This is a genomic window from Paenibacillus zanthoxyli JH29 (assembly GCF_000520715.1).
GTDB lineage: Bacteria > Bacillota > Bacilli > Paenibacillales > Paenibacillaceae > Paenibacillus_AQ > Paenibacillus_AQ zanthoxyli.
Map to the genome: position 1 here is coordinate 1 of NZ_ASSD01000338.1, position 10,811 is coordinate 10,811.

13 protein-coding genes are annotated in these 10,811 nt (G+C 54.4%); 10 read left to right on the plus strand and 3 right to left on the minus strand.

Features of this window, described 5'->3' with window-relative positions; translation table 11 throughout:
• Positions 1–301 precede the first annotated feature (301 nt).
• The 7 genes from L691_RS0112360 to L691_RS0112390 all read left to right on the plus strand — a co-directional run bounded on the left by L691_RS0112360 (position 302) and on the right by L691_RS0112390 (position 5,771).
• Positions 302–778 carry a MarR family winged helix-turn-helix transcriptional regulator gene (locus L691_RS0112360; RefSeq protein ID WP_025690834.1) on the plus strand — a complete coding sequence of 159 codons (477 nt, stop codon included), beginning with the start codon at positions 302–304 and terminating at the stop codon, positions 776–778.
• Between the two features lie 85 nt (positions 779–863).
• Positions 864–1,259 carry a DoxX family protein gene (locus L691_RS0112365; protein ID WP_025690835.1) on the plus strand — a complete coding sequence of 132 codons (396 nt, stop codon included), beginning with the start codon at positions 864–866 and terminating at the stop codon, positions 1,257–1,259.
• Between the two features lie 46 nt (positions 1,260–1,305).
• Positions 1,306–2,256 (plus strand): ring-cleaving dioxygenase, encoded by a 951-nt coding sequence (locus L691_RS0112370; protein WP_025690836.1) that lies wholly within the window; start codon positions 1,306–1,308, stop codon positions 2,254–2,256.
• A complete protein-coding gene (locus L691_RS0112375; RefSeq protein WP_025690837.1) occupies positions 2,253–2,861 on the plus strand; it encodes an alpha/beta hydrolase in 609 nt (202 codons plus the stop codon). The genes L691_RS0112370 and L691_RS0112375 overlap by 4 nt, the downstream gene beginning before the upstream one ends.
• Before the next feature lie 298 nt (positions 2,862–3,159).
• Positions 3,160–3,747 carry a TetR family transcriptional regulator gene (locus tag L691_RS0112380; RefSeq protein ID WP_025690838.1) on the plus strand — a complete coding sequence of 196 codons (588 nt, stop codon included), beginning with the start codon at positions 3,160–3,162 and terminating at the stop codon, positions 3,745–3,747.
• 313 nt (positions 3,748–4,060) lie between these two features.
• On the plus strand, positions 4,061–4,966 hold the full coding sequence (locus L691_RS0112385; protein WP_025690839.1) for an SDR family oxidoreductase: 906 nt from the start codon (positions 4,061–4,063) through the stop codon (positions 4,964–4,966).
• A 61-nt stretch (positions 4,967–5,027) separates the two neighbouring features.
• Entirely contained in the window at positions 5,028–5,771 is a 744-nt protein-coding gene (locus L691_RS0112390; protein ID WP_025690840.1) for an SDR family oxidoreductase, read from the plus strand.
• Here L691_RS0112390 and L691_RS0112395 read toward each other — a convergent pair.
• Together L691_RS0112395 and L691_RS0112400 are read right to left on the minus strand one after the other, a co-directional pair.
• A complete protein-coding gene (locus L691_RS0112395) occupies positions 5,764–7,272 on the minus strand; it encodes a hypothetical protein (RefSeq protein WP_025690841.1) in 1,509 nt (502 codons plus the stop codon). The genes L691_RS0112390 and L691_RS0112395 overlap by 8 nt on opposite strands.
• A gap of 5 nt (positions 7,273–7,277) precedes the next feature.
• On the minus strand, positions 7,278–7,718 hold the full coding sequence (locus L691_RS0112400; RefSeq protein WP_025690842.1) for a hypothetical protein: 441 nt from the start codon (positions 7,716–7,718) through the stop codon (positions 7,278–7,280).
• A 230-nt stretch (positions 7,719–7,948) separates the two neighbouring features.
• Here L691_RS0112400 and L691_RS0112405 point away from each other — a divergent pair, with 230 nt between their 5' ends.
• From L691_RS0112405 to L691_RS32780, 3 genes are all read left to right on the plus strand, one after another.
• Positions 7,949–9,181 carry a multidrug effflux MFS transporter gene (locus tag L691_RS0112405; protein ID WP_025690843.1) on the plus strand — a complete coding sequence of 411 codons (1,233 nt, stop codon included), beginning with the start codon at positions 7,949–7,951 and terminating at the stop codon, positions 9,179–9,181.
• Positions 9,178–9,435, plus strand: coding sequence for an EamA family transporter (locus tag L691_RS32775; protein ID WP_198023028.1), 258 nt, complete (start codon positions 9,178–9,180; stop codon positions 9,433–9,435). Before L691_RS0112405 ends, L691_RS32775 begins: the two co-directional genes overlap by 4 nt.
• A gap of 96 nt (positions 9,436–9,531) precedes the next feature.
• Positions 9,532–10,062, plus strand: a complete 531-nt coding sequence (locus L691_RS32780) for a DMT family transporter (RefSeq protein ID WP_198023029.1) — start codon at positions 9,532–9,534, stop codon at positions 10,060–10,062.
• 86 nt (positions 10,063–10,148) lie between these two features.
• Here L691_RS32780 and L691_RS34270 read toward each other — a convergent pair whose 3' ends face one another.
• On the minus strand, positions 10,149–10,298 hold the full coding sequence (locus L691_RS34270) for a WG repeat-containing protein (protein WP_084654105.1): 150 nt from the start codon (positions 10,296–10,298) through the stop codon (positions 10,149–10,151).
• Positions 10,299–10,811 lie beyond the last annotated feature (513 nt).

A 10,811-nucleotide genomic window follows, 5' to 3' on the forward strand; every position in this document is an offset into this window, starting at 1 on the left:
GGCGGTTACAATCAGGACGCCCGGGAGGGCTTGTCCTGGCTTGGATAAATCTTGTTCCCCGGCATAGCCGGGGTCAAAGCGGGAAGTCACCGCGCAGCCCTCCTTATATATAGAAAATATCTTTTTTTCGCAAAGAAAAGGATACGCTCTTTTGAGGGTCAGGTCAATTTAAAGCCTATGCATAAAGCGTCTCAGGTTTATTTTGCAGAGAGTGTTGACAAAATAAAAATAAGGATGTATATTTATCTTAACTTAAAGATAATTATCTTAAAGATACATGCTGAACACGGAGGTGATTGAAATGAGCGGACCGAAAGAGGAGCTAATCGTAGCCGGAGATGTACGCGGCCGGGATGAAGCGGCATCGCTGAAGTTATTCGTGGTTCTGTCCAAGGCTTACCGGAGTCTGATGGACCGGGCGGTCAAGGATATGAAGAGCTACGGGTTGTCGTCCGCCGAGTTTATGGTGCTTGAGGTGCTCTATCACAGAACCCGCATTCCGCTGCAGCAGATCGGGGAGAAGATTCTGGTCACCAGCGGGAGCATCACCTACAACATCGATAAGCTGGAGAAGAAGGGGCTGCTGAAGCGCGTTCCCTGCAGCGAGGACCGCCGCGTGACTTACGCGGAGATTACTGAAGAGGGCCGGAAGCTGTTCGACGAAATTTTTCCGAAGCATGTAGAGATGCTTCACGGGATGATGGGCGGACTGAACACGGAAGAGAAGGAGCAGGCGACCGAATGGTTGAAGCTGCTGGGTAAAGGGGCCGGTTCCTAGCTTAATTGCCGGGAAGCCCCATAAATTTTTGCTAAATATCTTAAAGTAAAGATTATTAAACACAAGAGAATGGAGAGAATTAAAAATGATTAGTATAGGATTATTGTTGATTCGTTTGTTTATCGGTGTTGCTTTTATTGGTCATGGGGCGCAGAAGTTGTTCGGTTGGTTCGGAGGCTACGGCCCGAAGGGAACAGGCGGATGGATGGAATCGGTCGGCATTAAGCCGGGCGTGGCGATGGCGGTGCTGGCCGGAATTCTTGAGCTTGGAGGCGGACTATTGTTCGCGGCGGGTCTTTTCACACCAGTTGGGGCCGTGATGCTAATCTTGGCCATGGCTGGAGCGATGAAAGTGCATTTGTCCAATGGTTTCTGGGCGACTGCGAACGGTTATGAATATCCATTGACCTTGCTTGTTGTAGCGGCTGGCGTAGCGTTTGCGGGTCCGGGTTCCATTTCGCTGGATCATCTGTTGTTCTAATCCGATTGACCTTCTAATTTCAAATACCGAGAGGAGAATGATTATTATGACACTTCAAACTGCAGGGATTCATCATATTACAGCGTTCGTTCAGGACGCTCAGCGGAACGCGGACTTTTATGCAGGCATTCTTGGTTTGCGGCTCGTGAAAAAAACAATCAATTTCGACGCGCCCGAGGTCTATCACCTGTACTTTGGCAACGAAAGCGGCACGCCGGGCACGATCATTACGTTCTTTCCTTCGCCTATAGGACGTAAGGGAAGAATCGGTAGCGGCATGGTCGGCGTGACGACCTATGCTGTACCCGCTGGCTCACTCGGATTCTGGGAAAAACGGCTGAATGCTTACGACATCCCCTATACCACTGTTCATCGCATCGGGGAGACCTATCTTTCCCTGGCTGATTACGACGGCCTGCGGGTTGAATTGGTGGAGCGCGAAGAAGGACCTCTCAGCGCTTGGTCGTTCGGCGGAATTCCGGTAGAGCATGCCATTAAGGGATTCGGCGGAGCGGTGCTGTACAGCATCAATCCGGCGAGCACGGAAGATACGCTGGTTCATACGCTCGGATTCGAAAGAATAGCCGAAGGAGACGGTTATGTGCGCTTCAGAGCGGAGGGACCGTACGGCAACATTATTGACATCAAGACTGACCCGCTGCCTTTTGGCGCCGGGGGAAGCGGTACGGTGCATCATATCGCATGGCGCGCCAAAGACGACGCGGAGCAGCTGGAATGGAGAGAATTCGTACAGAGCCGGGGCTTTCAAGTGACTCCGGTGCAGGACCGGAATTACTTCAACGCCATCTACTTCCGTGAAGAGGGCGGCATCCTGTTCGAGATTGCGACCGATCCTCCTGGCTTTGCGAACGATGAGGACCCAAACCATCTGGGTGAAAAGCTGATGCTCCCTGCATGGTATGAGCCGCACCGGGCGGCGATTGAGAATAATTTGGCTCCTTTTGAGGTGCGGGAAATTGAGGTGAAGAAAAAATGATTCATATCTTCCGGCAAGGTTCAGATTCCTCCAAGCCTACGCTGGTACTGTTCCACGGAACGGGCGGCAACGAGCATGATATGCTGCCGCTCGCCGAGATGCTGTCGCCGGGCTCGTCCCTGCTGGGTATCCGGGGTAACGTCCTGGAGAACGGGATGCCCCGTTTCTTCCGGCGCCTGCCTTCAGGTGTGTTCGACGAAGCCGATCTGGTCGCTCGGACGCATGAGCTGAAAGCTTTTCTGGACGAGGCGGCGGCAAAATACGGCTTCGATCCCGCCCGGCTTACAGCCGTCGGCTATTCCAACGGAGCCAATATCGCGGGCAGTCTGCTGCTGCATTACGGAAACCTCTTTTCTTCCGCAGTGCTGCTGCATCCGATGGTTCCGCTGCGCGGGCTCACTCCTCAGCCGCTTGACGGCGTTTCCGTCTTCATCGGGGCAGGCGTTAACGATCCCCTAGTCTCAGCCGCAGAGACGAAGGAGCTTCACGAGCTGTTGGCAAGCGCGGGCGCTGACGTGACCTTGCACTGGAGCAACCAGGGGCACCGGCTGAGCGTGGCCGAAGCGGAAGCGGCTAAAGAATGGCTGGACAGCCAAAGCTTTTAAATGATGCGCCGGGCGTTTGCCCGGGCAGTTCCGGGATGGTCCTGCGCCTTTTAAGTGCAGGGCGGCCCGTTAACATAAAGGAGAACGCAGGATTAGGGGCGAGGGCGCCGGTCCTGCGTTCTTTTTTTCGTGATAGTGGCCCTGATGAGGCACCATCTTTTTAAAATAAATGACAAAATAAAGATATTGTTATTTGTTGAAGCCGCTTCTTATGCTATGATAATAATTAGAGGGGGCGCGCGAGCAATCAAATGATGAGTCGGCAGCTAAACCAAAGAACGATTGCTCTTTTAATAATATGACCAATGATCTGCCATTGACGAAAGACATGATTTTGGATGCCGCAGAACAGGTGCTGCGGCGTTATGGGCCAGATAAAACCTCCGTTATAGATATAGCCAAATTTCTTCAAGTCAGTCACGGAACGCTGTATCGGCATTTCGCGAGTAAAGCTGCTTTAAGGGAGGCCGTTACGGAGAGATGGCTGGATAAAAGTATTGCCGAACCTCTGCAGGAGATTGCGGATAGGGCTGAGGGGAGCGCCACGGAGCAATTGCGCTTGTGGGTGGAGACGCTTATCGAGAAGAAGCGGATGTATGCTGTGGATGACCCCGAGATTTTTGTCATGTACGCAGATGTTACGGTGAGAATAGGCGACATGATCGCGATGCATATCCATCGCCTGATAAAGCAGATTGCATCGATTATCGAACGCGGCATGCAGGCGGGCGAATTCAAACCGGATTCGGCGGATGCCATTGCAAAGGCTGTGTTCATGGCAACAGAAAGCTTTCATCATCCTGCCCATGCCCATGAATGGTCGTCCGAAACGATCGACGAAGACTTCGAAACGGTATGGCGCTTGATTCTTTCCGGACTTAAGTAAAATACGCCTTTTAGAAACAGAACGGGTTATTCCGGGTGTTCGTTTCTAAGAGGCGTATTTTTTTTCGTTGATCGGGTATTTGGCCCCGGATACCACTTTGAGGAACTTATGGGCGCCCTATTTATCAAGATTAAAACTTGCGGCGATTAAAGGTTGTGAAGGGTTGCGGAGATCGCCCGCGTGATTAATGACAAAAATATAATTTTGTTAGTTGACATTTGTTTTGTGTCACTCTATAATCAAATCATCAAGAACACACAAACGAGATTCTGAACGAAAGGGCACAGCCCAATCCCCAAAAGGAGATGTTAACATGACTCAAAGCAAACAGAACGTTGTACTCGTAACAGGCGCAGGCACCGGAATCGGAAATTTATCCGCCCGCTCGCTCGCAGCCGCTGGTCATACGGTATATGCCAGCATGCGTGACGTAGAGGGGCGCAATGCTTCGAAAGCGAAAGCCCTTCATGATTACGCCGTAGTGAACGGCTATAAGCTAAAGGCTGTGGAGCTGGATGTGCTTTCGCAGGAATCAACGGATCGTGCCGTACAAACGATTGTAGAGGAGCAAGGAAGATTGGATGTTGTTATGCACAATGCCGGTCACTTGGTTGTCGGGGTTGTCGAAGCGTTCTCGCCGGAGGAAATGGTCAAGGTGTTCGATACGAATGTCCTTGGTACGCAGAGGGTGAACCGGGCGGCGCTGCCGTATATGCGGGCGCAGCAATCCGGCCTGCTGCTCTGGATCAGCAGCACGACCGTACGCGGCGGCTTCCCGCCGTTCCTTGGACCTTATGTAGCCGCCAAAGCGGCAATGGATTCCCTAGCTCAGACGATGGCTTACGAAGTTGCGAAGTTCGGCATCGAAACGTCATTCGTCGTACCCGGCGCGTTTACGCAAGGAACATCCCATTTTCCAAGTGCGGGCCATCCGCAGGATGAGCAGACCTCCGCAGCCTATGACCGCATTAATTACCTGCTCGACGAAGTAGGGGACCGCTTGAGTGCCTTGACTCCGCCTGACGCAGATCCGCAAGCGGTTGCGGACGAAGTCACCCGAATCGTCAGCCTGCCGGCTGGAAGCCGTCCGGCACGTTCGGTCATCGATTTCGTGAACGACGGCGCGGCTGAAGTGACGGAGTTGTCGGAGAAGCTGCGCATTGAATTCGTTCACCGCCTTGGTTTGGAGGAGCTGTTGAAACCGGCCGTTTTGCAGTAATCGATTGCTTTTCATGAAGTAAGAAATGAACACACAATACCAAAAAAGGATGGGATATAAGATGGAAAAGAAGCTTGCAGGCAAAGTTGCATTGGTAACGGGCGCATCGCGCGGAATAGGCCAAAAAATTGCTGAGGAGCTGGCAGCTCATGGGGCAAAGGTTGTCGTCAACTACGCGAGCAGCCCGGCCAGAGCGGAAGAAGTGGCAGCTGGAATCAAACGTAATGGCGGAGAAGCGGTAGCAATCCAAGCGGATGTCAGCAAGGTAGCGGAGGTTGAGAGCTTGTTCCAGAAGACGCTGGAAGCCTATGGGCAGGTGGACATCCTCGTTAATAACGCGGGCATCATGATCACCAAACCGCTCGTGAGTATTACGGAAGAAGATTTCGACAAGCAGTTCGCGATTAATGTCAAAGGGACATTCTTTGCCATCCAGCAGGCGGCGCTGCATATGAAGGAGAACGGGCGCATCATCAACTTCTCCACATCGGTGATAGGCCAGATGTTCCCGGCCTACAGCACGTATGCCGGAACGAAGGGAGCCGTGGAGCAGTTCACCCGTCAATTGGCAAAAGAACTCGGACCGAAAGGGATTACCATTAACGCGGTTTCGCCCGGTCCGGTAAACACGGAGCTCTTTACCGCAGGCAAGACGGAGGAGCAGATCAAGGCGGTGGGCAGCACCAATTCGTTCGGGCGTTTGGGCGAGCCGGAAGACATTTCGAAGGTTGTGCTGTTCCTGGCCAGCCCGGAATCCCAATGGGTGACGGGACAGACCGTTCGTGTTAATGGCGGATTTATTTAAGAAAAAAAAGCAGCGGCAGCTCCGGGACAAGAAAGCATGTCCTGGGAATGCTGCTGCATTCCGTTAGCGGGACCCGGCCGGGGGCAAGGCTTACAGCCGCTCCGGAAGGGAGAGCCGCCTCGAGACTTAAAGCATTCGGCCGCCGCGACCGATCATGCATCACCTTAACAAGCAGGATACACAGGGCGATGTTGATCAGCGCCGAGAAGAACAGCAGGAAGCCAACATGGCCGTCGCGGCTCGTATAGCCGTAGTAGACGGCATAGGTGTTGAGGAAGATCGTCGCGCTGAAGCCAAAAGCCATCCACAGAAGGCGCTTGTCTTGAAAATAGACATAGGCGAGCAGCGCCAGCGCCGCCGCCGGGAATAGATAGCGCTCATGCATGCTTGACGAGAAGGTGAACACGCCGGAGATCAGCAGCAGGGCGGACAGCGAGGCGAACGCCGCGCTGCGGCTGCTCAGGTAATACCAGCCCGACAGAAGCGTGGCGGCGGCGATAAAGATCAAGCTCCAGACATGGTAGCTGAAGAGCAGGTATATAGATGAAGAATTCTCATAGTTGGCCCCGAGCAGCCCGAACAGATTAAAGGCATTGACCGAAGCGTACGGGTACTCGTTCACCGTGCCGCTGTACAACTGATAGAGCCACCGTGGATTTTTACCCGCAGAGAAGGGCAGCGCGACGATAACGGTTGTCACGGCAGCGATCGCCGCCGCTTTGAGCCAAGGGCCAAGCTTGCCCGTCCGGAGAAGCGCGAACAGCAGCACCGGCGAATAAATAATGCCCTGCGGTTTCATCAGAATTGAGAGGGTGAGGAAAAAGGCCCCCCAGCCAAGCTTCCGCCGGGTCACCGCAAGAACGGCCGCGACCACGATCATGGTGAAAAAGGAATCGACTTGTCCCCAGAAGGTGGCGTTGATCAGCACCGCCGGGTTGAACATGTAGAATCCGGCAATCAGGATCGCCGTCTCAAATGGGAGGCGGCGGCTGGCCGCCTTATACAGCAGCCAGGCGGTAACCGCATCCGCGATAATGGAGGGCAGCTTGATCAGCGTCAGGAAAAAGGGTTCAATTTGCGGCAGCGTGACGATTTTGCCGGTAGCGTACAGGATGTATATGTAAAGCGGCGGGTAATCGCTGGAGCTGTTCTCGTAAAAGGAGCCAAGGCCGTGTGCCGCCTCCTTCGCCCAGGTTGTAAAAAAGCGGATGTCGCCCCGGTACCCGGAAATCCAGGGGGCGGCGGCAAGCTTCAGGCACAGGCCCGCTGTAAGCAGCAGGCTAATGAGAAGTCCTCTGCGGCTCTCGTTAATGCGGAGCCTGCCCGCCTTCGCGTAGTAGAAGGCTGCCCCCAGCAGCCCGGCGAACAGCGCCGCGTAGACGGCCAGCGCCGTTCCGTACCGGCCGTCGCTTCCGAACCCGCCGGGGTTCATCCCTGAAGAGCGTGTGAATCCGGAACCGGAACCGCCGCCGTCCGCTGCATTCTGCGGATCGCCGGGCACTCCGCTCAGTTGGCTGCCGTCTTGTCCTTGCGCGGAGCTATCCTTGCCGCCGCTTGCCGCGTTCTGTGAACCGCCTTCCGCTGCATTCGGAGAACCTTCTGCCGTTCCACTCCGCAGGCCACTATCTGCGCCGCTGTCTTGTGCTTGCCCGGAGCCATCTTCCGCACCGGAATCGCCTGCGCCCGTCGCGCTCCGCAGACCGCCCTCCCATCTGCTCTGCTGTCCAGCGGCTTGCGATCCGTTCCGGTTCCCCGGAAATATGCCTCTCTCTCTCCGCTGCGGAAGGAAGCTCCTTCGCTGCCCCATTGCCGCATGCCAGAGCCGGTATCGGGGGCGCTACCGCTCACTTTTGCCAAAGAATATATGCAAAATATGCAAATGCCAAGCGATATCAGCAGCGTCAAGGCCAGGGTGGCGATCCATTTATGGTTTTTAATCAGGCTCAAGGGATATTCTCCTCTCATTCTTGTCTTGAAATACAGCTATTATAGAAGCCGGAGCTTAAGATATCCTGAATATGGATTTCAAATCTTGGAGAACTGTGAGATGAACCGGCGGCAGGCCGGGAAATATACATTTTCAAACTTTGGATTGAACTTTGCGGCTTGCCTCGGGTAGTATGAAGAGATACATAAACGGCCTTATTTGGTTGTAACAGAAAGGTAGAACAACGGATATGAACACGAAAGCAAGTGGACTTAACCCAGCCGCCGTCCTGTCTTCCCGGAAGCTAAGGCTTCAGCTGGCTGTCATTCTGGGCGCGGTCGCCACCATCGGTCCGCTGTCGATCGACATGTATTTGCCCGCGCTTCCGGAGCTTGGAAGATCGTTTGAAACTTCGCCCGCGCTCGCACAGCTCAGTCTAAGCTGTTTTTTGATCGGACTGGCGCTTGGGCAGTTGTTCTCCGGGCCGCTGAGCGATGTGTACGGACGCCGCCGCCCGCTAATGATCGGAATGGCTGTATATGCCCTTTCCTCGCTGCTGTGCGCATTCAGTCCTTCCATTGGCTTTTTGGTGGTTATGCGCCTGATCCAGGGACTGTCCGGCTCGGTCGGAGTCGTCATATCCCGGGCCGCCGTCCGTGATCTCTACTCAGGTTCGGAACTGACCCGGTTCTTCGCGCTGCTGATGGTCGTTAACGGCCTGGGGCCGATCGCGGCGCCGGTAATCGGCGGGCAGCTGCTGCGGTTTACGACATGGCAGGGCGTATTTTTCGTGCTGTTCGGAGCGGGCGTGATTTTTTGCCTGACCATCTGGCTTCGCCTGCCGGAGACCCTGCCGGAGGAGCGCCGCTCCAAGGGTGGGCTTAAGGAAACGCTGATGACCTTCGGGAAGCTGCTGCGCAATTCTAAGTTTATGGGTTATGTCCTGTCACAAAGCTTTGTCTTTGGGGCGATGTTCGCCTATATTTCGGGGTCATCCTTCGTCCTGCAAAATATGTTCGGCGTATCTCCGCAAATGTACAGCGTAATCTTCGCCGTGAACGGCCTTGGCATCATCATCACCGGACAAATCGCCGGCAAGCTGTCGGGACGGATCGGAGAGACGAGGCTGCTGGTATGGGGTCTTCTTCAGTGCTTATCGGGCGGGCTGCTCCTGCTGTACTCGATATTGACCACCAGCGGGCTTCCGCTGCTGCTGATCGCGCTGTTCGCTATCGTCTCCAGCGTTGGGCTTGTGGGAACGGCCTCCTTTTCGCTGGCGATGCAGGATCAGGGAGAGAATGCGGGCAGCGCCTCTGCCATGCTTGGGCTGCTTCCGCTGCTGACAGGCGGGCTATTGTCTCCGCTTGTGGGTATGGGAGGCGGGGAAACCACGCTGCCTATGGGGATGGTGATTGCTGCCGCAGGCATATGCTCCGTACTGTCGTACAGCCTGCTGGTAAGAAGAAAGCGGCATGCCGAATGAACCGAAAGGATGTGTCGGCCCTGCTCCTTCTGGCCCTTATCTGGGGCGCTTCTTTTCTGTTCATGCGCATAGCCTCGCCGGTCTTCGGGCCGGTCGTGACCACCGAGCTTAGAGTCGCCATCGCGGCCGCCGCCCTGCTGCTGTATGCAAGTCTTACACGCAGCCGGATCGAGCTCCGCAGGCACTGGAAGCCGTTTCTCCTGCTGGGCGGACTGAACGCCGCGCTGCCGTTCTCGCTCATCTGCGCGGCGTAGCTGCACCTGAGCGCATCCCTTGCCGCCATTCTGAATGCGTCCACGCCGATCTTTGCCGCCCTGGCGGCTTGGGGAACCGGCAGGGAGAGACCCGGGATGACCCGGGCGTCGGGACTTATTCTGGGACTGGGAGGCGTCGGGGTTCTGGTCGGTTGGAGCCCGGAGCCGCTGGACAAGACCGTGCTGTATTCCGTGTTGTTCTCATTGGGGGCCGCGCTGGCCTATGGATTCGGGGGACTCTATGCTGCGCGGGTCGGCAAAGGAGTGCAGCCGCTGACGCTCGCCATCGGCCAGCAGTTCGGCGCCGCGATCTGGCTGCTACCGCTCGTTGCGGTATTCCCGCCGCCGGAGCGGCCGACAATGGCAGCGGTGCTGTCGGTGCTTGGCCTTTCACTGGTATGCACCGCTTTTGCCTACCTGCTTTATTTTCGGCTAATCGCCAGTGTGGGCGCGGTCAGAACGGTGAGCGTAACCTTTCTCGTCCCGGTGTTTGGGATACTGTGGGGGGTCATTTTTCTGCATGAATCGGTCTATTTGAATACGATAGCCGGGCTCGGGATCGTTCTGCTGAGCATTCTGCTGATCGGGGGCCGGGCAAGAAAGGCCGTTGGACAAAAGGGGGCGTAAGCCGGTATTGCCGAAATGTTTAGCCGGGTAATGATTCTACTTTGAAAGATTCCACCATGGCGATCCATATAGCCGAATTTGCCATTTTAATCGATAAAACCGATCTTTCCGCTCGTATTGATATAACCCCATTTACCCTCGGAGTTTTTCACATCCGCCAGCCCTTCGAAGAAGTCGCCCTCGTCCCGATATTGAAAAGGAATGGCGGTTTTGCCCGCTGCATCATATACCCGTATTTGCCTTTACTGTTTTGAACGACTGCTAATCCCTCGGAAAGCCCTCGCTCATGAGTATATAGATAGGAGTGACCAATTCACCGGATGTATTGATAAGGCCAATAGTAGGCAGTCATGGAATTGTTCGTCCTTGCGGGCGCACGAGGCTACTATTTATTGGTTTTTTGATAACTCGATCCACTTTGCAGACGAAGTCGCAGACCCTGAACCCGAAATGAGGATTGTAGCACCATATCGCAACTTATTTTGAGGTTTCTTCTAAAAGTATACACAAAATACCATTATATGATTTTTATCATACCACTAAAAAAGGAAAGTAATAGCATATATTATGTAAATATTTATAAAAAGAGGATGGATGTGGTGTGAAAGTAAAAACTGTACTAATCCCACATGGCCTTACGGCCATCACCATGGATGAAAATGGAGCTTGCAGATCCAGCCTACTTTTGCAGTAATCGAAGTAAGCAGATCAGAGCGCGAGCCCGAGAACTAATCTGACCAATTGCAACC

Bases quoted from the DNA above. Each gene is read 5' to 3' on its own strand.
- L691_RS0112365 (WP_025690835.1), top strand. From the start codon at position 864: ATGATTAGTATAGGATTATTGTTGATTCGTTTGTTTATCGGTGTTGCT.
- L691_RS0112390 (WP_025690840.1), top strand. From the start codon at position 5,028: ATGGAAAAGAAGCTTGCAGGCAAAGTTGCATTGGTAACGGGCGCATCG.
- L691_RS0112380 (WP_025690838.1), top strand. From the start codon at position 3,160: ATGACCAATGATCTGCCATTGACGAAAGACATGATTTTGGATGCCGCA.
- L691_RS0112405 (WP_025690843.1), top strand. From the start codon at position 7,949: ATGAACACGAAAGCAAGTGGACTTAACCCAGCCGCCGTCCTGTCTTCC.
- L691_RS0112375 (WP_025690837.1), top strand. From the start codon at position 2,253: ATGATTCATATCTTCCGGCAAGGTTCAGATTCCTCCAAGCCTACGCTG.
- L691_RS32780 (WP_198023029.1), top strand. From the start codon at position 9,532: ATGACCCGGGCGTCGGGACTTATTCTGGGACTGGGAGGCGTCGGGGTT.
- L691_RS0112385 (WP_025690839.1), top strand. From the start codon at position 4,061: ATGACTCAAAGCAAACAGAACGTTGTACTCGTAACAGGCGCAGGCACC.
- L691_RS0112370 (WP_025690836.1), top strand. From the start codon at position 1,306: ATGACACTTCAAACTGCAGGGATTCATCATATTACAGCGTTCGTTCAG.
- L691_RS0112360 (WP_025690834.1), top strand. From the start codon at position 302: ATGAGCGGACCGAAAGAGGAGCTAATCGTAGCCGGAGATGTACGCGGC.
- L691_RS32775 (WP_198023028.1), top strand. From the start codon at position 9,178: ATGAACCGAAAGGATGTGTCGGCCCTGCTCCTTCTGGCCCTTATCTGG.